This is a genomic window from Pseudoalteromonas sp. B131b (assembly GCF_037162545.1).
GTDB classification, from domain to species: Bacteria; Pseudomonadota; Gammaproteobacteria; order Enterobacterales; family Alteromonadaceae; genus Pseudoalteromonas; species Pseudoalteromonas fuliginea.
Genome location: NZ_JARLUZ010000001.1, coordinates 3,295,984 through 3,317,780, shown reverse-complemented (window position 1 = coordinate 3,317,780; position 21,797 = coordinate 3,295,984). Strand labels below are relative to the sequence as shown.

The 21,797-nt window shown below is 38.6% G+C and carries 14 protein-coding genes and 4 pseudogenes; 9 read left to right on the top strand and 9 right to left on the bottom strand.

The window, feature by feature from the left end:
* Nucleotides 1-11 precede the first annotated feature (11 nt).
* From P4S65_RS15250 to P4S65_RS15240, 3 genes and pseudogenes are all read left to right on the top strand, one after another.
* A pseudogene (locus P4S65_RS15250) lies at nt 12-583 on the top strand (sigma-70 family RNA polymerase sigma factor).
* A complete protein-coding gene (locus tag P4S65_RS15245; protein ID WP_007375284.1) occupies nt 580-1,656 on the top strand; it encodes a FecR family protein in 1,077 nt (358 codons plus the stop codon). The pseudogene P4S65_RS15250 and the gene P4S65_RS15245 overlap by 4 nt, the downstream one beginning before the upstream one ends.
* Before the next feature lie 124 nt (nt 1,657-1,780).
* The gene (locus tag P4S65_RS15240) at nt 1,781-4,699 is read left to right on the top strand and encodes a TonB-dependent receptor plug domain-containing protein (protein WP_337120772.1); all 2,919 of its coding nucleotides are present in this window, start codon (nt 1,781-1,783) and stop codon (nt 4,697-4,699) included.
* A gap of 402 nt (nt 4,700-5,101) precedes the next feature.
* On the opposite strand, the gene P4S65_RS15235 is transcribed toward P4S65_RS15240, so the two are convergent.
* The 7 genes and pseudogenes from P4S65_RS15235 to P4S65_RS15205 form a co-directional block, all read right to left on the bottom strand.
* Nucleotides 5,102-5,452 carry an ExbD/TolR family protein gene (locus tag P4S65_RS15235; RefSeq protein WP_050482407.1) on the bottom strand — a complete coding sequence of 117 codons (351 nt, stop codon included), beginning with the start codon at nt 5,450-5,452 and terminating at the stop codon, nt 5,102-5,104.
* 266 nt (nt 5,453-5,718) lie between these two features.
* Nucleotides 5,719-6,162, bottom strand: a complete 444-nt coding sequence (locus tag P4S65_RS15230; protein ID WP_096793334.1) for a ferritin-like domain-containing protein — start codon at nt 6,160-6,162, stop codon at nt 5,719-5,721.
* 175 nt (nt 6,163-6,337) lie between these two features.
* A complete protein-coding gene (locus tag P4S65_RS15225; RefSeq protein WP_337120522.1) occupies nt 6,338-7,276 on the bottom strand; it encodes a LysR family transcriptional regulator in 939 nt (312 codons plus the stop codon).
* Between the two features lie 17 nt (nt 7,277-7,293).
* A pseudogene (gene aceK / locus P4S65_RS15220) lies at nt 7,294-9,011 on the bottom strand (bifunctional isocitrate dehydrogenase kinase/phosphatase).
* Nucleotides 9,012-9,112: 101 nt separating this feature from the next.
* Nucleotides 9,113-9,598, bottom strand: a complete 486-nt coding sequence (locus tag P4S65_RS15215; RefSeq protein ID WP_337120521.1) for a DUF4124 domain-containing protein — start codon at nt 9,596-9,598, stop codon at nt 9,113-9,115.
* Between the two features lie 102 nt (nt 9,599-9,700).
* A pseudogene (locus P4S65_RS15210) lies at nt 9,701-11,196 on the bottom strand (DUF3413 domain-containing protein).
* Nucleotides 11,197-11,201: 5 nt separating this feature from the next.
* Nucleotides 11,202-11,414, bottom strand: a complete 213-nt coding sequence (locus P4S65_RS15205; protein WP_007375276.1) for a DUF1414 domain-containing protein — start codon at nt 11,412-11,414, stop codon at nt 11,202-11,204.
* Nucleotides 11,415-11,476: 62 nt separating this feature from the next.
* Here P4S65_RS15205 and yejK point away from each other — a divergent pair, with 62 nt between their 5' ends.
* A complete protein-coding gene (gene yejK / locus P4S65_RS15200; RefSeq protein WP_007375275.1) occupies nt 11,477-12,493 on the top strand; it encodes a nucleoid-associated protein YejK in 1,017 nt (338 codons plus the stop codon).
* 1,070 nt (nt 12,494-13,563) lie between these two features.
* Here the strand turns inward: yejK and rne are convergent.
* On the bottom strand, nt 13,564-16,893 hold the full coding sequence (gene rne / locus P4S65_RS15195; RefSeq protein WP_337120520.1) for a ribonuclease E: 3,330 nt from the start codon (nt 16,891-16,893) through the stop codon (nt 13,564-13,566).
* A 774-nt stretch (nt 16,894-17,667) separates the two neighbouring features.
* Between rne and rluC the strand changes: the two are divergent.
* Both rluC and P4S65_RS15185 read left to right on the top strand, forming a co-directional pair.
* Nucleotides 17,668-18,626, top strand: a pseudogene (gene rluC / locus P4S65_RS15190) (23S rRNA pseudouridine(955/2504/2580) synthase RluC).
* Nucleotides 18,623-19,285: an HAD-IA family hydrolase gene (locus tag P4S65_RS15185; RefSeq protein ID WP_337120519.1), complete on the top strand. Its 663-nt coding sequence runs from the start codon at nt 18,623-18,625 to the stop codon at nt 19,283-19,285. Before rluC ends, P4S65_RS15185 begins: the two are co-directional and overlap by 4 nt.
* A gap of 9 nt (nt 19,286-19,294) precedes the next feature.
* Here P4S65_RS15185 and P4S65_RS15180 read toward each other — a convergent pair whose 3' ends face one another.
* On the bottom strand, nt 19,295-19,894 hold the full coding sequence (locus P4S65_RS15180; protein ID WP_197101832.1) for a Maf family protein: 600 nt from the start codon (nt 19,892-19,894) through the stop codon (nt 19,295-19,297).
* A gap of 131 nt (nt 19,895-20,025) precedes the next feature.
* On the opposite strand from P4S65_RS15180, the gene yceD reads away from it, so the two are divergent.
* From yceD to plsX, 3 genes are read left to right on the top strand one after another with little or no spacing between them, the layout of a single operon-like run.
* A complete protein-coding gene (gene yceD / locus P4S65_RS15175; protein ID WP_007375269.1) occupies nt 20,026-20,550 on the top strand; it encodes a 23S rRNA accumulation protein YceD in 525 nt (174 codons plus the stop codon).
* 9 nt (nt 20,551-20,559) lie between these two features.
* Complete coding sequence (gene rpmF, locus P4S65_RS15170; protein ID WP_002962381.1) at nt 20,560-20,730, top strand: 50S ribosomal protein L32; 171 nt, start codon at nt 20,560-20,562, stop codon at nt 20,728-20,730.
* Between the two features lie 12 nt (nt 20,731-20,742).
* Nucleotides 20,743-21,783 (top strand): phosphate acyltransferase PlsX, encoded by a 1,041-nt coding sequence (gene plsX / locus P4S65_RS15165; protein WP_007375268.1) that lies wholly within the window; start codon nt 20,743-20,745, stop codon nt 21,781-21,783.
* Nucleotides 21,784-21,797 lie beyond the last annotated feature (14 nt).

Sequence of the window (21,797 nt, the reverse complement as noted above, 5' to 3'; positions counted from 1 at the left end):
GCTAGTTAAGGATGACGAAAAAAATAACGTTTACGTCAACATTTGTTGATATTTCAAGTCAACTTAAGCGCTTTGTCTCTCGAATAGTTCAGCCCGATGACGTAGAAGACATTGTGCAAGAAACATTTGTAAAAAGCTATGAAGCCGACTTAAAGCAAGATATTCAATTTACTCGCAGTTATATGCTTAAAACAGCAAAGCATTTAGCACTTAATCATATTGCTAAATGGGATAATAAATTTAACGAATCCCTTGAGCAAGACAGTGAGTTGCCTGTATTACTTAAATCAATGCAGCTAGAAGATGAATACACATCTAAAGAGCGCTTTTTACTTTTTGTAAAGCCACAGAGCAATTAAGTGTATCAATTCGTAAATGTTTTATATTAAAAAAAGTATACGGCATGAGCCAAAAAGAGATAGCGAGCGAGATGCAATTAAGTCAAAGTACGGTTGAAAAGCACATTGCCAAAGGATTACTACAGACTATGTTGTATATGCGAGAGCATGACAAAACCCACGAACTTCCTGATGCAAGTATTATGTCAGTGCAATCGTTACCCCTAGAGAGGGTTTCAAAATGAGCAACGTACATCAATTTACCTCAAAAGATTTAATTCTCGAAAAAGCCTGTAATTGGATAAGTGCAATAGATCGCGGCTTAAGTGCTGACGAAAAAGAGCAATTTAAATTGTGGATGATGCAAAGCACTGCTCATCAAGATGCTGTATATGAACTTGCTCAGCTTTGGGATGAAATATCTGTTTTAAACGAATTAAGTCATTTATTCCCGCACCGTAGTAGCAAACAGTCTAAAAATAGATGGATGTTTTCTTACTCGATTGCAGCCAGTTTATTTGCAGCATTAATGGTGTGTAGCTATTTACTGATCAATTTAGAAAATGGTTATAACCAAGAACTTGCTAAAGTTAATTATACTAAAATTTATAAAACGAAAGTAGGTGAGCAAGCTACTTATGTTTTACCCGATGGAACGATTGTTCAGTTAAATACCAATAGTTTACTTGAAGTTGCTTACAGCAAAGGGCGCAGGCAGCTATTACTCAGTCGTGGAGAAGGGCGATTTAATGTGGCTAAAGATACGACGCGTCCGTTCAGTGTTATGGCTGGTGATAAAAGCTTTACCGCGTTAGGCACGGTATTTAATGTGCAACGCAATACTTCATCAGATTTAGAACTTGTGGTTACCGAAGGTAAAGTGATGATTACCGACCCAAGTGTTGCTGTAGATGCTAATGATTTTAAAGCATATCAACTTGCTGATAATAGTACGCAAAAAATTCGCAAAATTAATGCAAATATTGTTACTTCGGGCGAGAAAGCGATTATTGAGCAAAGTATAACAAAGCCGATAACGCAACTTTCTGCGGGCGATGTTCAGCGCGATTTAGCATGGCAAAATGGTATGTTAATTTTCAATGGTGAACAATTAAGCGATGCTTTAAATGAAGTAAGCCGTTATACCGCAACGCGTTTTGAATTGTCGTCAGCTGAACTTGCTAGTATTAAAGTGGCTGGTGTATTTAAAGCCGGCGATGTAGCTGGCTTACTTGAGAGCTTACAAACTAATTTTTCGATTGATCATGAACGCTTAGGCGAGCATGTAGTTAGTCTTAAACGCCATACAGAATCATAAGTAGCAGCTATGCAAATCAAGCTAATGTTAGATAAAGTTGCACCTATAAAGATATCACGTAAAAAAAGATTAAAAAAAGAAACAAAACCATAGAGGATTTTTGTTTGTCAGCTGTTTATATAAGTTGCGCAGTAACCATACGTATTTATTGGGTGGTTTAAGTGTGCTTGTCCCCGCTATTTTTAGCATCAGTGTACAAGCCGCGACGCAAACCACTGGGCAAATGGTGCAATTTGATATAAAAGCGCAGCGAGCAGACAAAGCCTTAATTGAATTTGCTAAGCAAACAGAGCAAACCGTGGTGTTTTCTTATGAGTTAGCTAAGCAGTATGATGCAAATTCGGTATATGGATTTTATACCCAATTTGATGCTTTACAGGCATTACTAGGTGGAACTGAGCTCGATGCGGTTGTTGATCAAAATGGATTACTGAGTATAAAACTCAAACAAATCAACAGGAATGATAACAACATGATGAAGCTTTCAGCGGTCAGTGCAGCTATATTACCAGCGTTACTTGCGGCAAATTCGCAAGGTGTGAATGCAGCAGAAGAAGTTGCTCAAGAAAAAATTGAAAAAATTGCTATTGTCGGTAGCCGTGTAGCGGGACGTTCAGTTGAAGATTTACCCGTTCCAGTAGATATTCTAAGTGCAGAAGCGCTTGAAAATACGGGCCAAACAGAAGTTGGCCGTATGTTACAGTCTATTGCCCCTTCATTTAACTTTTCAAGCTCGTCGATTAGTGATGGTACCGATGCATTAAGACCTGCCACGCTTCGTGGTTTAGGTCCAGATCAAACGTTAGTGTTGATCAATGGTAAACGTCGCCACCAAGCAAGTATTATTCATATTAATACATCAGTAGGACGTGGTACTGCGGGTACTGACATGAATGCAATACCTGCGTCAGCTATTAAACGTATTGAAGTTCTGCGTGATGGCGCTGCGGCTCAGTATGGTTCTGATGCAATTGCCGGTGTAATTAATATTGTACTTAAAGATGGTAGTGAAGGCGGTAAAGCGGCTATCAATTATGGTCAATATTCAGAAGGTGATGGCGAAACAGTTAACGTCGATTTTAACAAAGGTTTTGCACTAGGCGATGACGGTTATTTAAATGCAACAATTAACTATCGCGACCGTTCACCTACTAACCGTGCTGGTTTACATGGTTCATGCCAATTTTACGGTTGTACAGAATTAAGTGACGGTACTTTACTGGCTGGCGATCCACGAGAAGTGACCGCAGACAGAGATACATTTAGAATTGGTGATGCCGACTCTCAACAGTTTGGTTTAACAATTAATACAGGTTATGAGTTAGGCGATGGCGAGCTTTATGGCTTTATTACTTATTCAACGCGTGATAACGAATCAGCTGCATTTTTCCGTCACAATGCAAATGCGGGTGGCAACCCAGTATTACAAGATAATGATGCGACGATTCCGCTAGGTTTTTTACCAAAAATCAACACAACGATCGATGATATTTCATATAACTTTGGTTATAAGACACAATTTGATAACGATGCTAGCTTAGACTTATCCTACACTTACGGCGAAAACAGCATTGATTACACGACAAGTGACACAATTAATGCTTCATACGCTAATTTTTTACGTTACGACCAAGGCTTAAGTGCAGCTGATATTCGTACAACTATTCCACGTGAAGCATACGCTTATGGCATGGAGCTCTCTCTGCAAACAATCAATCTTGATTTCACACAAAACTTTGATGATTATTCTTTAGCAATGGGTGCTGAGATTCGTACTGACGAATACCGTATCCTAGAAGGTAATGAATATGCATACCGAGATTATGATACAAACAATGGCGTAAGTATTTACGATGGGTTAAGTGGTGGTGTAGGCAGTGAAGATGCATCTGGTGGCACACAAGGTTTTGGTGGTTCATCTCCAGCATCGTCGGTTGACGAGTCACGCGATGTTATTTCATTTTATATGGATGCAGAAGCCTACTTTATTGAAGATGTTATTATATCTGGCGCACTTCGCTACGATAACTACAAAGGTTTTGGTGATACTGTTAACTTTAAACTAGCGGGTAACTGGTCGGTTACAGATGATATTTCATTACGTGGTGCATTAAGTTCAGGCTTTAGAGCGCCATCTATGCAACAACTATACTTTAACAATATTAGTACGCAGTTCGTGACAGGCCCTAATGGTACATTAGTTGCTGAGGAAGTAGGGACATTTAGAAATGACTCAACACTTGCACAAAGTTTAGGTATTCCAAAACTGAAAGAAGAGAAATCTCAAAACCGTAGTTTAGGTATCGTTTACAACGTGACAGATAACATCAACTTAACAGTTGATTACTACTCAATTGATATTGACGACCGTATTGTTATTAGTAACCGTTTGGGTAAAGGGCTTTCTTCAAGCTTAGATGCGGCCTTAGTTAGCTCAGGTGCAGGCGCTGGTCAGTTTTTCTTAAATGGTGCAGATACAGAAACTCGTGGTATCGATTTTGTTGCAACATGGAATACAGAAGGCTTAGGCGGTACGCTTGATTTTACACTTGCGGCTAACTTTACTGAAACTGATGTTGTATCGTTATTTACGCCATCAGGTTCTGGTTTAGAAACTGTGCCGGTTGAAGATGTATTCTCGGAACAAGAGATTTCAATCATCGAAGAGTGGCAACCAGAGGATCGTATTAATTTAAGCGCGCTTTATCAACGTGATGACTGGACGGTTAATTTATCACTGAATCGTTTTGGTGAATACACCGTAGAGGATGGTGATAGCCAAACTTATTCGGCAGAAATCTTAACGGATGTTAAAGTTAATTACTTCGTAACAGAAGATTTATCTGTGAATATTGGTGCTAATAACCTGTTTGACGTTTACCCAGACAAAAACAAAATTGGTAACTCACGTTCAGGCACAATCGTTGATGCTAACGGTAACACTGTAGTAAGCAGCTCCGGTGTATTTGAATACTCTCGCCGTTCAGCTCCATTTGGTTTTAATGGTGCTTATTACTACATAGGCGCAGAATATCGTTTTTAATAAATAACTCTCCTATTGTTATTTAAAGTTGAAGGGCCGCAAGGCCCTTTTTTGTTACTTTAAGGAGTTATCCTATATCTAATACCAACCTGCATAAATCTTTGATCAATTTAACGAATTAAATTCGCACTATAACGTCGTTAAAAATTTTTTATTTAGAACAACTAAATACAAAAATTTTTGCCTAGTTCTAGCGTAATTTTCTTAACGTTAAATAGACCCATATATAAGCAGATTGGTATAATACCCATCCGCAATAATACTTGATCAATTTGAGGGCTTAAACCTGTCGCTAACTGTGTTAAAAATTTCTGATATGGAACAACTAAACAACGAAATTTTTACCTGGTTATCGACACGATTTTCTTATCGTTAAATAGACCACATTTAATTCGCTTAGTATTATTTCGAGATTAAAGAAATGGAGTAGTTTTCATACTCTTTAATATTATTCATCACGTTCATTAGGGTGTTGTGATTACTGTTTTCGTCAGCTTTTATCAATACTGAACTTATTTCATATTTTGCAGCAAACATTGCTAGGTTAGTCGACACTTGCTCTAAGTCAATCAACCTACCTGAGAAATAAACCCCATTACTTTCATCTATACTAAATAAAGCATTTTTAACCGGTTTATCTATTTGAGGGCTATCGAGCGGACGATTTAACTCAATGGCCACAGGTTTAACAAATGAAGTAGTAACAATAAAGAAAATGAGTAGTATAAATACAATGTCTAACATTGGAGTCATATCTACATCAGCATTATTTTGCAGTTGAGCTAGTTTTTTTCATATTGGGACCTTATTTATAATTTAAAGCTGCGGCGCCACAGCAAGATTTCAGGATCCTATTAATAAAACTAGCACAGCTAAAATAAAATGTAGTTAATTAAATATTCTAATAATATTAAATATTTGTATGAATTATGTCGTTATATGTAAAATAAAATAAATTAATACTTTAAGACAATAAAAAACCCAGCGCTATGGCTGGGTGCTTGGCGTCAAAATCAAGTTTAATGGTTTTTCATGCGACTCATTTCTGCATGGCAACTCTGCATTGTTAATAGTGTTTTAGCCAAAGCAGCTTCACAGTCAGCAGGTTGTGGTTTATCCATCGCGGCTTTAATTTCTTCAAGGGTTTTATCCTCAACTTCCTCTAGCTCCTTCACATAGGTGCTGTCGTTGTGTGAGCTAAATGTTGTGAGCAGTTCAGTGTATGCACGGCGTGCTTCAATAGCGAACGAAGAGCCATCTTCGCGTTCACCTTTTTCATTAATAGCATAGGGCTGCAAGCGCTCAACACTCACTTTACGTGCATCGATCATGCGCTGAAAAAGAGCGCCAATTGCAGGGTCTTCAATTTTTTCTAGGGCTTTTTCATAAAAGTCGATGCCACTGTTCATTACTTGAATGATGTCTGTAATATGATTTACTTCTGATCCTTGATGGGTGTTCATAATGACCTCTTTAATTAAATGAATATAAACTTCGATTTAATTAAAGCAAAGGTCATTCCATAATGCCTTTCATGTATAAATATTTGATATTAATTGCTTTATTATTTATTTTTAAATTGCTAGGTTAATTTTTTCTATTAGCCTAGCAATTTTTACAAAGTATTGTGTAATAAAGCTACTTTAGTTCCTCGGCAACTTCAGCTACTTTTTGGCGCAACCAAATATGACTCGCATCTCGGTGTAGCAGTGGACTCCAAATCATATCAAGTTCAAAAGGAGGAATAGGAAAAGGAGGTTCTAGTATTTTAAGTCCTGGATCGTCGATATAAATATTAGCGGCTTTAGATGGTAGAGTGGCAATAAGGTTTTTCTCTTTTGCTAAATGAATCGCTACATGATAATTACGCGTAAATGTAGCGATATTACGATGTTTACCAAAGTGAGCGAGGGCTTCGTCAACCCACCCTAGCTTTTGCACGTCTTTTGGATCCATTCCTACACCAACACCAAAACCTGTTTTACTTACCCAAATATGGCGTGCTTTTAAATAGCTATCAAGGCTAAAGTTTTCAATTATTGGATTATCGGCTTTTACTAAACAGCAAAAACTGTCTTTCCAAATACGCTTATGATGAAAAGATTGTGGTAAGTTTTCAAAACGATTGATAGCCATATCAACTTTACCATTTTCTACATCATGAAAAGTCACATCACTTGGGGTAAGTATATCTAATGTGGTGTCGGGTGCCTCGTCATGTAATTTACTAAGCAGTTTAGGTGCTAGGGTACTTGCAGCGTAATCGCTGGCCATAATCCTAAACACACGTTTACTTTGGCTTGCCTCAAATTCTCGATTAGGTGCTAGAGTTTCTTCGAGAGTCATTAATATGCCACGTATAACAGGTTGTAACTCCAAAGCACGCTCAGTTGGAACCATACCATCGCTGGTACGAACTAAAATAGGATCGTTAAATAGGTTACGAAGACGTTTAAGGCCATTACTCATTGCAGGTTGTGTAATACTCAACTGGTTTGCAGCGCGTGTTACGTTGCATTCTCGTAGTAGTGTGTCGAGGTAAACCAGTAAATTTAAATCTATTTTACTTATATTCATTGTGTGTCCTTTAGCGCCTACCAGTGGTGAATAAAGCGCTGTGCTGTCGGGTATGGGTAAATATGACTCACATGCCCATTTTTTATGTTTTGCTGTGCTTGTTTCCAAAAACTAACATCAACTAATTCGGGATGTGTACTTAATAAAAACTGTTTATAAGTTGGGTTAGGTGTAACAAAAGTACATAACTGCTCCGGGAAAACATCTTGTGGAGCGACAGAGTAACTTTGTTCACTCATTAAATAGTCATCGTAATTTTTAGCTTTAGGTAATTCTCTAAAGTTCATATCTGTTAGATATTGAACTTCATCGTAATCATAAAAAATAATACGTTTATGCTTACTTACCCCAAAGTTTTTTAATAGCATATCACCAGGAAATATATTAACGGCAATCATTTCTTTAAGTGCTTGGCCGTACTCCTCTATTGCATCTGCTGCACTTTCGTCATCAGCGTTTTCTAAAAACAGATTTAGTGGTGTCATGCGCCGTTCAATGTAAAGGTGTTTTATAATCAACCAATCGCCTTCAATTATCATAGAGGAGCCAATTGTTTTATGTAATTGCTCAAGCAAATTACTATCAAAACGAGCCAAAGGAAATACGACATTAGAATACTCTATAGTGTCAGCCATACGCCCAACGCGATCGTGACTCTTTACGAGCTGATAGCGCTTTAAAACGGTGTTGCGACCAAATGGTTTGCTTTCACCAAACTTATCTTTAATGACTTTAAAGACATAACCAAAAGAGGGAAGGGTAAATACCATCATCACCATGCCCGGTGTACCAGGTGCAATTGTAAGCTCATCACTTGAATGCGTTAAATGACTTAAAAATTCGCGGTAAAATTCAGTTTTACCTTGTTTATGAAAACCGATCGCGTTGTATAGCTCTGCAATTGTTTTGTTTGGCATTAGCTGATTTAAAAACCTTACCAACGCTGAAGGTGCATGAGTTTCCACCATAAAATAAGCACGCGCAAAGCCAAAAATAACACGCATTTGTGAAGATTTAGTGAGCAAGGCGTCTAAGTATAAGCCTTTATCTTTATGATGTAGTACTGCAATAATAAAAGGTTGCACACCGCTTTGAGAAACTACACGGCCAACAATATACGCCGCTTTGTTACGATAAAATGCAGTATGTAATATATCAAAGCGCATTTGCCAAGGTTGGTGGTGAGTATCGGGGGCTTGTTTGTAAAATGCTTTAACAAGCAAGCGTATATCTCGTTCTAAATCTACAAACGGGGCTTTAAAATCAAAGTGATTAATAATACGTTTTATCGTAGGCTTTAAACCATCAACTACCGGGAAATAACTTCTATACTCGGATTCAACCGGTACAGATGGCGCGTCTTTTAATGTGGCTTGTACAAATATAAAGTCATTATGAAAGTAACGTCTATGGTAAAGACGGCAAAATACAGAGTTATAGAATGTTTCGGCAAGCTCTGCTTGTGGGTGAAAGCATAAAAAGTGTTGATATATTTTTTTACTGCAAGCCAAAGAGACTCATCAAGGGTATCTGTAGGATGTTCTATTTTTAAAAATTGTGTCGTTTCGTTAACACGATCATCATAATAGCTAATACGTAAACGGCTTATATCGTTAATTGCTTGCCAATCTTTATTAGCAAAAGCGAGAGGAGCCTTTGCCGTGGTTTTTTGAAATAGCTTATAGTGCTTTTTAAAGCCAGTTAAAATTAGTTCAGCAATACGATGTGGCTGCATAAGCATTCCTTAGTATACGTTAGAGTTTATACTCTATTGTGTTAAGGGTATGTTATTTTAAGTTTAAAACCAAGCTAAATTACGAACACGCTCATAATGCTTTATGAGCGTTTTATTTGTATATTAATATTTTTTTCTAGTTCTTTAATTTTTTTAGCAATAGCAGATACTTCTTTTTTATATTCTTTATTAATTCGTTTAATGTTCTTGGTAATATCTTTAGTTATTCTATTTTTCTCATCGTCGGCTAAAATATGGTTAAGGCGCTGTTGTTGCTTGTATTCAGCTCGCTCTTTTTCACGATCGAGTATCGTTAATTTATGGTTGTTACTGCGAAGTTCAGCTTGTAACCCAGCCAAAAGCCTTTCTCGCTCAAGATCGTTTAGTTGTTTTCTATAATCAACTTCAGGGCCATTTTGCAGTATGTTTGTGGTATTTACTTTGTATGTAGTTGCGCGATGATCGCAAGGAAACTGAGAAAAAACAGTCTCTTTTTCTGTCACGCATTTGTAGTAAGTCGTGGCGTTATTATAAAAGCAGATAAAGATGCAAAGTGAATAAAATAAGTAACTAACAAGTTTAATCATAGCAGGGCATCCATGAATTTATTTTGCGTTGCTAAAAACGCAGTTCCAAAATAAAAACTATAACCTAGCTTGACGTTATAGCAAGCTAGGTCAGGATTACAGTTATTGAGTGAAAGTTTTTAACTTCTTTATGCTTTGTACTAAAAATGGAATATCTAAACCTTGCTCAATAGAGAACCCTTCAGCGGCAGAGATGTTTTTAAAATTCCCATCAGAGTCTATTAATGTGATCCTATCTTTTTTGTATGCTATGACTACACCTTGGGAGTAATTAACACCCATATTGTCTTTTTTCTTGTATAAGTTAACACCTAACATTGTTTGTTTGGCAATCGCTTTACAATTTAAGTACTGACCGACACTAGTCGCAATTAAATCACTTGGTTGAATTAAGCCTTCAATTTTTGAGATTCTTTTATCTGAGCTGTATAAGGTTGATGTACTTACCACTTCTTGAGTATCATTTACTAAGCTAAAAGCAAATATTTGCGTTGCGTTATCGCGTGGGGATACAACTTTTGAACCGCTAATAACTCTAATCGCACTGTTAGTGTGAGCTTGGTCATTAATAAAACTCAGCTCGTCAATACCACTTACTTCAATACTGCGACGTTGGCTCTGCCATGCGGGAAGAGTGTGCTCTTCAATTATCGCAACTTTATAAAAGGCAGGTAAACCGTATACCAAACTAAATAGCATGTCGCTATGATTAGTTGGCTGTAAAAATTGCTCTGTTTTATGTAGACCTTTATTTTCTGAAATAAAGTCGGCTAATTGTTGGTCGGTTTCAAAAACAAAAATGTCGATATTAGCCTGAGTGTAATCTTCACATTTCTCAAGAGGAGTTGGTATTTGGTAGTTAATATTTTGGTTATTAATTTTAACGCTATGAGCTTGTTTATATGTTTCGATATCTAGTAAATCATTTTTAGCTAACAAACTTTTAGCTGTTGTAGGGTATGAAAGTGGTAAAACATTATCTTGCTTTGTTACATCAAATTTTAAGTTAGCATCTGCCCAAATATGAATGCTGTGGCTAAGCGCAAAACATATAACTAAAAATGAGCTTGCGTAACGTGCAAATTTAAACTGTTTTAGACGCGCTAAATGCCGCCATGTAAGATTACTGGCAACGAGTTGAAAACCTAAGATTAGCAGAACAATACCGCCGGCAAAAAGAGTTGTTAAAGCAGGCGAACTTGTTAATCGATGCCACAGTAGTGAGATGATTTCAGGCAAAGCGGAAGTGCTTAAATGATAGCCCAAATTAACATACACATAAGCATCAAGAGTAAGCAGTGATGCGCCAAACGTAGCAATTACAGCAGCCATTCCACGAATGTGCCTAGGATAGGGAAAATCAAACTAAGCGGAAATACCGTCAGCACAAATGCTAAAAAGGCAATAAAACTAGTGTGGCTAAGCCATGTCACTAGCATATAAGTTATGCCCATAAAGCTAGTTGGTGGCGAATCGGCAAATAAATAGCTTAAGCTAATAAATAGCGCTAAGCCGATGTTGGCAAAGGTGAACCAATGCCCCCAGCTTAATAACTGACTCGCTTTTGATGAAAACTGATTGTGCTGCGATAAGTTCATAGAGTTTATTTAACCGACTGTGACAATGCTTTTGCAAAGTTCTCAGTTACGGCTTGTCTTTTCCCTGTTGGTACATGCTCTTTTAAGATATGCGTGATAGAATTTCCTAAACACATAAGGCTTAAATCAACCGGTGCATTATGTTTAGTTAGCACATCAATAAGCTGATCGACGATTTGTTCTACTTCTTCATTAGAGTATTTTGATAAGATTGGCATCAGTTGGTTCAATAAAATAGTTATATTCCCGTATTTTAACACTAGAGGCGTGAAAAACAAAGATGACAACAGACGTTAAAAAATTAGTCGTTCATTATGTAGACAAAAAAGACGACGATACGCAAATTCACCTTCGAAATGATGAAATGATCATCAACGATAAAGTGGCCGTGTTCATTGAGCAGTTACATCATGCGTACAACGGTAAACCTGGTAAAGGTTATTGTGCTTTCAGTGGAGACAAAAACAGTATTGTAGCATCAGCAATGCAAAGTTACCGTAATGATGAGTTGGGCTTTTGGCATATGACAGAGCAAGCTTCAACAGTCTTAAAAGAAGAGCTCGATAAGTATGCTTTTAGTGAAACAGGTTATTTAGTATTTTGTCATTATCAGTATGTTGCAACTGATTACATGTTAATTGCGATGATTAACATCAAAGAACATTATTCAATGACTTCAGAGCTTGATTTAGCCGCTTCTCGTCATTTAGACATATCACGCATGCAACTTGCTGCTCGTATCGATTTAACAGCGTGGGATACACAAGCTGACGACAACCGTTATATTTCATTTATCAAAGGACGAGCTGGACGTAAAGTTGCTGACTTTTTCTTAGACTTTTTAGGTTGTGAAGAGGGTATTGATTCAAAACAGCAAAGCCAAGTAATGCTTAGCGCAGTAGAGGATTATTTATCAGAGCAACAGTTTGATAAATCAGAAAAAGACGACTTACGTAAACAAGTATTTGATTACTGTAATGATTGCGTAACTACAGGCGAAGATGCCAGCGTAAGCGAGCTTTCAGCAACGCTCACTAAAGGCGATGACAGCCCGTTCGACAGTTTTTGTAAAGAACAAAGCTATGACTTAGAAGAAACCTTCCCTGTAGATAAAAAAACGGTAACCAGTATGGTTAAGTTTTCAGGTCTAGGTGGTGGCGTAAGTGTAAGTTTTGAGCGTAAACATTTAGGTGAGCGCGTTACTTATAATGAAGCGACTGATACCTTAGTGATTAAAGGTATTCCGCCAAATTTAAAAGATCAGTTACAACGTTTTATGGAACAAGAGCAAGAATAAACGTTACATAAATAATGTTTTAGCTTTATTGAAAACGCGGCAAGTAGACCGCGTTTTTTTGTGAGAAAACTTAATTTTAAACCTAGGGCGTGTTGATCTTTGGAGGGTGAATTTACAGCAGACTGTTTGGTTTTTAGGCAAGGCAGAGCCTATGTAGTGTATTCCCCATAAATAGGCGATAACGCAGCATAAATACCAAACATGCGCTGTCCTTTGGGTTCCTTCTAGGAACGATCAACTCTTCGTTGCTCGGTTTTTACTTATTCTTACATGGATGTAAGCCACTAGGGTAACGCAGGAGCAGTTACCGAACAAACCTCGCGCTGCGATTTAATCGCTCCTAGATTGAACAAATTTCAATCCACAAAGATCAACACGCCCTAATAGTTAAAATGTAGATGCAGATCATTCTCACGTTAGTAGCGTAGTTTCCTAAAGCTTTAAATAGTGAATTAAAAAAGGTGAGGTGAGTTTTAATGTATTGCAATGCATTAAAAAGGTACTGCTAGTTAATAATTTTGGTAAAAACGTTATTTTTAAACGCCAGCATACAGGTTATGGATTTAACGTTTGGTGCTTATCTGTAGACGTAGAGCTTGCTCACGTTAGAAGCGTAGCTTCTTAAAGCTTTAAATAGTGAATTAAAAAAGGTGAGGTGAGTTTTAATGTATTGCAATGCATTAAAAAGGTACTGCTAGTTAACAATTTTGGTAAAAACGTCGTTTTTAAACGCCAGCAAGCTGTGCGTCTACAGGTTATGGATTTAACGTTTGGTGTTTACCTGTAGACGTAGAGCTTGCTCACGTTAGAAGCGCAGCTTCTCAAAGCTTTAAATGGTGAATTAAAAGAGGTGAGGTGAGTTTTAATGTATTGCAATGCATTAAAAAGGTACTGCTAGTTAACAATTTTGATAAAAACGTTATTTTTAAACGCCAGCATACAGTTTATGGATTTAACGTTTGGTGTTTACTTGTAGGGCTTGATCACGTTAGAAGCGCTTTACATAGCACTTAAAGCAAAAAAGCCCCGCTATTGAGTAAATAGCGGGGCTTTTTAATGAGCGTTAGTTACTAATCAGCACTCATTGTTTTAGTCATTGCAGAGCTTGCACGACCAGCAGGTTTGATTGAGCCTGCACGTAAGCCACTGTCGGGTACTAGTTCACGTTTGTCGTGAGCCATTGCAACAGAGATATGTTTTACTTCGCTATCAGCTACAGGAGTAGGTTGTGCCATTGGCGCACTTGCAGATCCTTGCGAAACGACGGTTTTAACATGCTGTACTGATTTTTCAACTTTAGCTGGTTGCTCAGTCACTACAGGTGCTTCAACTTTAGCTGGTTGCTCAGTCACTACAGGTGCTTCAACTTTAGCTGGTTGCTCAGTCACTACAGGTGCTTCAACTTTAGCTGGTTGCTCAGTCACTACAGGTGCTTCAACTTTAGCTGGTTGCTCAGTCACTACAGGCGCTTCAACTTTAGCTGGTTGCTCAGTCACTACAGGCGCTTCAACTTTAGCTGGTTGCTCAGTCACTACAGGCGCTTCAACTTTAGCGGGTTGCTCAGTCACTACAGGTGCTTCAACTTTAGCTGGTTGCTCAGTCACTACAGGCGCTTCAACTTTAGCTGGTTGCTCAGTCACTGCAGGTGCTTCAACTTTAGCGGGTTGCTCAGTCACTGCAGGTGCTTCAACTTTAGCGGGTTGCTCAGTCACTGCAGGTGCTTCAACTTTAGCGGGTTGCTCAGTCACTACAGGCGCTTCAACTTTAGCTGGTTGCTCAGTCACTACAGGGGCTTCAACTTCAGCTGATTCTTTAACCGCTTCAACTTTAGCCAAGTCTTCTACAGCAAGTGCTTGTTCAACTTTTTCAGAAGCATCAACAGCGGTTTCTTGCGATTTAGCTTTAAGTTCAGCTTCATACTCAGCTGCAGCTTGATCTGCTACTGGTACAAATGCAGGTGTTTCGTCTGATTTGTTTTCAGAACCTTCACCTTCTGGTCGGCGGCGACGTTGACCAGATGCACGAAGATGACGAGGAGAGCGGCGTGAACGTGTACGTGTTTGCTCTTGTTCTTCATCAGATGCAGATGTTTCATCGTTAGAATCAACAACGTCAACTTTCTCTTCTTTAATATGCGCTGTTTTTTCTGCTGGAGCTTGCGTTTGCTTTTCTACAGTAGGCGTAACTTGCTCTTTAACTTGTGGTTTTTCATCACTTACCACAGTTTGTTCTGTTATTTTATCTACTGTTTTTGCTTGTTCAGCATTTTCGTCTTGTAAACGTACTTTTTTACGTAAATTACGTCGTTGACGGCGAACTTTAGGCTTCTGCTCTTTAGGCTCTGCAGCTTGTGCTGGTTTAGAGTCAGTTTCTACTTCCGCCTTTGCAGGGGCTTCAGTTTTAACTTGATCTTTTTCTTGGTTTTTATGCTCTGGGCGCTTACGAGAGTTAGGATTACGACGGCGCTTGTTGCGATTTTCGTTTCTTTCCTGGTTCTCGTTAGTTACTGGTGAATCAGTTTTAGCTTCATCTTGATCAGTATTGCTGCGTTCAGCACGAGGCTTAGTGCGAGGATTATTTCGACGACGTTGATTGTTATTTCGACGGCGGTTATCGTTACCTCTGCGGTTATTACGTGCTTCTTCTTGCTGCTTTTCAGCGGCTTCTTTTTTCTCTTCTACCGTTTCAGTAGCAAATAACGACTTAAACCACTTAGTGATTGCTGTAAATAAGCCACCATTAGCTTTAGTCTCATTGGTCACTGGCTTAGCTGTTTGTGCAGGCGCTGCTTGTGGAGCTGGTGTAGAAGGCATTACTACACCTTTTAGCATTGGTTCTTCACGTACTGGAGTACTTGGAGATTTAGACATCTCAAATACTTCAGGCTCAGGCGCAATAACTTGTCCGTAACTTACCGTTTCAAGTGTTTCGTCTTTACGTAAACGCATAACTTCGTAATGTGGTGTTTCCATATGTTGATTAGGAATAATCACTACATCACATTTATGATGTTTTTCAATACGATGAACACTACGTCGTTGCTCATTTAACAAATAAGCGGCAACAGCAACAGGCACTTGTGCATTTACTTGTGTCGTATTGTCTTTTATTGCTTCTTCTTCAATTAAGCGAAGAATAGAAAGTGCGATTGATTCGTTAGAACGAATAGTCCCTTGTCCGCTACAGCGAGGGCATGGGCCTTGGCTTGCTTCACCTAATGAAGGACGCAAGCGCTGACGCGACATTTCAAGTAAACCAAAGCGTGAGATTTTGCCAATTTGAACACGAGCACGATCTGGGCGAGCAGCATCTTTTAAGCGATTTTCTACTTCACGTTGATGACGTGGAGGGGTCATATCGATAAAGTCGATTACAATCAAACCACCTAGGTCACGAAGACGTAACTGACGTGCAATTTCATCAGCAGCTTCTAAGTTAGTATTTAGTGCTGTTTCCTCAATATCACCGCCTTTTGTTGCTTTAGACGAGTTAATATCGATAGATGTTAATGCTTCAGTAGGGTCAATAACTATTGAACCACCAGACGGAAGACGCACTTCACGCTGAAACGCTGACTCGATTTGGCTTTCAATTTGATAATGTGTAAATAATGGCGTATCGCCTTGGTAAAGCTTAACGCGGCTCATGAAATCAGGACGAAAACGCTCAATGTGCGCTTTAGCTTCTTCAAAAACACGTGGTTTATCAATTAATATCTCACCAATGTCGCGACGTAAATAATCGCGAATGGCGCGAAATATTACGTTACTTTCTTGGTGTATTAAAAAAGGAGCTTTAGCACTGTCGGCTGCTTGGCCAATAGCCTCCCAGTGTACTAATAATGCTTTTAAATCGTAGTTAAGTTCTTCAAATGACTTACCAACACCAGCAGTACGAACAATTAAGCCCATACCTTTAGGTAATTCTAAACGACCTAGTGCTTCTTTAAGTTCAGTGCGCTCATCACCTTCAATACGGCGAGAAATGCCACCGGCACGAGGATTGTTAGGCATTAGAACTAAGTAACTACCAGCAACGCTGATAAAAGTAGTTAACGCTGCGCCTTTTTGGCCTCGTTCTTCTTTATCAACTTGTACTATTACTTCTTGACCTTCTTTGATTACGTCGCGAATATTCGGACGACCATGAAAAGTGTAACCTGCAGGGAAGTAAGTACGGGCTATTTCTTTTAAAGGGAGGAAACCATGGCGATCAGCACCGTATTCAACAAATGCTGCTTCAAGAGATGGTTCAATGCGAGTTATTTTGCCTTTATAAATATTGGCTTTTTTCTGTTCGTGACCTGGGCTTTCTATATCTAAATCATATAGGCGCTGGCCATCAACCAGTGCTACGCGCATTTCTTCTTGCTGCGTTGCATTGATTAGCATACGTTTCATATTGTTACTCTACTTATTTATGTCGCTGACATGACGATGTTTTTATCGCCTGTTCAGTTGTTCCTATTTTTAGAATGTGCAGCCTCACGACTGGGTCTTTAACGGAACGGCTCTGTATTTTCGTACGCAGTATTTTAAATGCTGGCAAACAATAACGTGTATTACCGTTATTAAATTCTAAATGGTGTTAAAACAGTCGGCTTTTCAGCTACGTTTACATGTTTTACCCAGAAGTTGGCCTGTCATATCAATCTTACTAAATGTCATTCATATTAGGTGCGTAGGGCTCATTAAGTTGGTGAGTAATACATATTTATGTATCACTAATATCCATTTTAAGAGCAAAAGTTGCTACCAATGTTAATGAACGCTTATTTATTAGATTTTTTTAGTTCTAAATAAGCTGCTGTACGGTACTACAATAATTGAGCAAATGCTGAACGACGTGTTTTTACGTCGTCACTATCAGACAAATTATCTGTTCATTGCTTTCTCAATCGCATTAAAAACCACTTCATGTTCAAACTTAACCAGCAATATATTACGCGCATTGCCGTTAATTGATCGCACGTGTTGACTAGGTATGTATAAAAGCTTTGGAAAACTTAACTCGGATCTGTATGATCGGCTACCCAGAATGTGCATCACGAATGTTTTAATGTGTTAAAAAGCACCGTTGTTATTTGCAAATACTAAATATTTGCGCTGCTGATTATCCCACTATTATTACAGTGTTAGCAACTAAATTATTTTACTTAAATTAGTGATTAGGCAATGTCAGAAAAAAACGACTTACAAGTAACTTATGTCACGATCAATGAAGACCATTTAGGTCAGCGTATTGATAACTTTCTTATTACCCATTTAAAAGGGGTGCCTAAAAGCGCTATTTATAAACTTTTGCGCAAAGGTGAGGTACGCGTTAATAAAAAGCGTATTAAGCCTGTATATAAACTACAGCTTGACGATGTGCTTCGTATTGCACCTATCAGGGTTGCTGAGCGTGAAGAGTTTGTACCATCAAAACTAGATAAAGTAACTCGCCTTGAAAACGATATCTTATTTGAAGATAAATACCTTATCGTTATAAATAAACCTTCAGGCATGGCTGTTCATGGTGGCAGTGGTTTAAGTTATGGTTTAATTGAAGCTTTGCGCGCGCTTCGCCCAGAGGAGCGCAGTCTTGAGCTAGTTCACAGGCTTGACCGTGATACATCGGGTTGTTTACTTATAGCAAAACGTCGTTCGGTGTTAACAGCATTGCATGAACAGCTTCGTGAAAAAACAATGGAAAAAATTATTGGGCGCTAGTTGAAGGGCAGTGGGACTCTAAAACTAAAAATGTAACCGAAGGGCTGCGTAAAAATACGCTTAAATCGGGTGAACGCGTAGTACGTGTAGATAACACTGAGGGCAAGCCTTCGCATACGCGTTTTAAAGTACTTGAACGTTTTAATGATTGCTCGCTTGTACAAGCGTCGCCTGTTACAGGTCGTACACACCAAATTCGTGTGCATACGCAGTGTAAAGGTCATCCAATAGCGTGTGATGATAAATACGGCGATCAAGGGTTTGATGAATCTATGCGTAAAGTTGGCTTAAACCGATTATTTTTACATGCACACGATTTAAGTTTTTATCATCCTAAAAACGAAACAACGATGCGTATTGAAGCGCCCCTTGATAAAACGCTTAAAAATACATTACTAAAATTACGAGACGCAAAACAATGATTGCAGTGACGCCAATTAAAAAATATAAGCTTGTCATTTTTGATTGGGATGGCACCGTTATGGATTCAGTCACTAAAATAGTTAACTGTATTCGTAGTAGTGCTGAGTCACTTAATTTAGTGTCACCAAGTGATTTAGCAATTAAAAATATTATTGGTATGTCGCTTGAAAAAGCAATTGATGTTTTATTTCCTGATGATACCGCGCAGCATCAAGCGCTAATTAAAGGGTATAAACACCAATATAGTGTTGATACCACGCCAACTCCTGTATTTGCTAATGTTGTCAGCGTTTTAACTGTTTTAAAAAAGCAAGGCATTGTTTTAGCTGTTGCCACAGGTAAAGGTCGAGATGGATTAGAGCGCTTGCTTGATCAAAGCCAACTTAGACATTTTTTTAGTGCAACACGTACAAGCGATGACGCACTGTCTAAACCGTCTGCGGATATGCTGTATCAATTACTTGAAGAACTTGGCATAAGCGCTCAAGATGCCGTAATGATTGGTGATACTCAAATAGACATGACAATGGCAAAAGCTGCTGGCATGGATAGAATTGGTGTAACCATGGGGGTGCACAACGCACAGCAATTAAATGAGCTTAATCCGGTTGCAACGGTAGATAACTATCTGCAGCTGCAACAGGTTTTGCTTGGCTAATTTATTTAACTAGAACTTGTTTTGAGCGGTAAGTACATCAATACCAAACTCAGCCAGTAACTGGCTGAGTTTAATTAATGGCAACCCAATTAAGCTATTAGGATCGTCTCCGCTTAACTTTTCAAATAAACAAATACCTAACCCTTCACTTTTAAAACTGCCAGCACAGTTATATGGCTGCTCTGCGTCGCAATAAGCACTAATTTGTGCATCACTGAGTGTTTTAAACGTCACATTAAACGGTTCAACACAGGTTTTTTTAGTGCCAGTTACAATATCGTAAACACAAAGCCCAGTTAAAAATGTTACAGTATTCCCGCTAAATAAATTTAGTTGTTTTACGGCATTTTGTTTATTGTGTGGTTTACCTAAAATTTGATTGTTAAACACAGCTACTTGGTCTGATCCAATAGCTAACCCTTTGTTAAAGTGTTTATTAGCTGCAGAGGCTTTTAATTCACTTAAACGCTTAACCAGTTCGGTAGGTGTTTCGCATTCAAGTGCTGACTCGTCAACGTCTGGTGAAAATGTATCAAATGGTAAATTAAATTTTTGTAATAAAGACTGCCTAAAAGGCGAGCTTGACGCTAAAATAAGTGGGTGCTTCACGGACTGTTTCCCTAAGATAATTCAGATTGAGTTAGGATAAATCAGATCCGAGAGTAAAACACGTTAAAAACCAAGTAAAAATGGTTTTTTACTTTGACTAACAAACTAACTATCTATATGATGCAGCCCCTATGCAAAAGGTGAAAATTCCCATCACTCTTCATCCAGGCAAAGCAGCGCAGCACCGTTTAAAGTATGACGGAATTGTACCGCTTGAAAAACTTACTCGTTTAGAGAAAGTTGTGCAGGAAGAAGTAGGTGAAATAGCGGTAAAAATACATTGCAAGAATGATGATCAAGGTTTCGCTGTGATTAGAGGCAATTTGTCCACACACGTGACTGTCATTTGTCAACGTTGTAATGGTGATTTAGGGTTGGATTTGGTTCAAGACTTTGCATATTCACCAGTAGGTGAAGATACAGAGTTAGATATTTTTCCAGAAGACTACGATGAAGTAGCGCTTGATGAAAATGGTGAAGTTAACGTTTTTGATTTAATTGAAGACGAACTAATTTTAGCAATTCCATTAGTAGCTACCCACAACGAAGCTTCATGCAGTTATTCAGCAAAGCCTGCCAGCTTTGGTGTTTTAAAGGCGGAAGATGATAAACCTAATCCATTTGATATTTTGAAACAACTTAAGAAAGATTCTTAGGAGAAGACTATGGCTGTACAAAAAAGCAAAAAGTCTCGTGCAAGACGCGGCATGCGCCGTTCACACGATGCGATCAGTGGTCCAACTTTAACTGTAGATCAAACATCTGGTGAGACTCATCGTCGTCACCATGTGACTGCAGATGGTTACTACAAAGGCGTTCAAGTAATTTCTAAATAAGAGATTACTTATATGCTGAATGATCTAACCATAGCGTTAGATATGATGGGGGGCGATTACGGCCCCCGTTCATCTATTCCTGCTGCCGTTCACGCAGTAAACGCTCATGCCAATTTAACTCTCATTTTATGTGGCAATGAAGACGTTATATCTAAAGAACTCGAATCCCTCGATTCCTTACCTCATCCTAGACTCATAATTCGTCACTGTAGTGAAATAGTCACTAATGCTTGTGAACCTGCAATTGCTGTGCGTTCAAAAAAAGATTCATCTATGCGTGTTGCCCTTGATTTAGTTAAGTCAGGCGAAGCTCAAGCGTGTGTTAGTTCAGGTAATACTGGTGCGCTATTTTTTATGGCTCACTATGTGCTAAAAATGCTGCCAGGTGTAAAACGTGCTGCACTCATTTCATCCGTTCCTACAGAGCTTAAAAACCCAGTATATTTACTCGACTTAGGTGCTAATGTGCATTGCGATGCGCAAATGCTGTATCAGTTTGGCATTATGGGCTCTGTAGTTGCTGGCCAAGCACTTGGCTGCGATAACCCTCGCGTTAGCTTATTAAATATTGGCGCTGAGGATATTAAAGGTCACGATGACATTAAACAGGCTGCACAATTAATGCAGCAAAGCCCACATATTAATTACATTGGTTATAGCGAAGGAAGCGATATTTTTTCTGGCAAGGCTGATGTTATTGTATGCGAAGGTTTTGTGGGTAACGTTGCACTTAAAACATGCGAAGGCATTGCCAAGCTTATTATGAATAAGTTTACAGTTGCGCTCGAAAAGCACCTTTTATATAAATGTATGGCGTTTATATTGCGTCCAATAATAAAAAAACTCTATAAAAGGGTGAACCCCGACCAGTATAACGGTGCTTCTCTGGTAGGATTGCGCGGTATTGTCGTTAAAAGTCATGGAAATGCGTCAGCTAAAGCATTTCAAGCAGCAATTGATGAAGCGGTAAAGGAGGTTGAACGTCAACTTCCTGATAAAATAGCCGCTATTTTCGAAAAAACACATTCTAAAGACACGGCGGTTAATCAATAATTGATGTGCCGTGT

Bases quoted from the DNA above. Each gene is read 5' to 3' on its own strand.
- P4S65_RS15245 (WP_007375284.1), top strand. From the start codon at position 580: ATGAGCAACGTACATCAATTTACCTCAAAAGATTTAATTCTCGAAAAA.
- P4S65_RS15235 (WP_050482407.1), bottom strand. From the start codon at position 5,452: ATGACTCCAATGTTAGACATTGTATTTATACTACTCATTTTCTTTATT.
- P4S65_RS15230 (WP_096793334.1), bottom strand. From the start codon at position 6,162: ATGAACACCCATCAAGGATCAGAAGTAAATCATATTACAGACATCATT.
- P4S65_RS15225 (WP_337120522.1), bottom strand. From the start codon at position 7,276: ATGAATATAAGTAAAATAGATTTAAATTTACTGGTTTACCTCGACACA.
- P4S65_RS15215 (WP_337120521.1), bottom strand. From the start codon at position 9,598: ATGATTAAACTTGTTAGTTACTTATTTTATTCACTTTGCATCTTTATC.
- P4S65_RS15205 (WP_007375276.1), bottom strand. From the start codon at position 11,414: ATGCCAATCTTATCAAAATACTCTAATGAAGAAGTAGAACAAATCGTC.
- yejK (WP_007375275.1), top strand. From the start codon at position 11,477: ATGACAACAGACGTTAAAAAATTAGTCGTTCATTATGTAGACAAAAAA.
- rne (WP_337120520.1), bottom strand. From the start codon at position 16,893: ATGAAACGTATGCTAATCAATGCAACGCAGCAAGAAGAAATGCGCGTA.
- P4S65_RS15185 (WP_337120519.1), top strand. From the start codon at position 18,623: ATGATTGCAGTGACGCCAATTAAAAAATATAAGCTTGTCATTTTTGAT.
- yceD (WP_007375269.1), top strand. From the start codon at position 20,026: ATGCAAAAGGTGAAAATTCCCATCACTCTTCATCCAGGCAAAGCAGCG.
- rpmF (WP_002962381.1), top strand. From the start codon at position 20,560: ATGGCTGTACAAAAAAGCAAAAAGTCTCGTGCAAGACGCGGCATGCGC.
- plsX (WP_007375268.1), top strand. From the start codon at position 20,743: ATGCTGAATGATCTAACCATAGCGTTAGATATGATGGGGGGCGATTAC.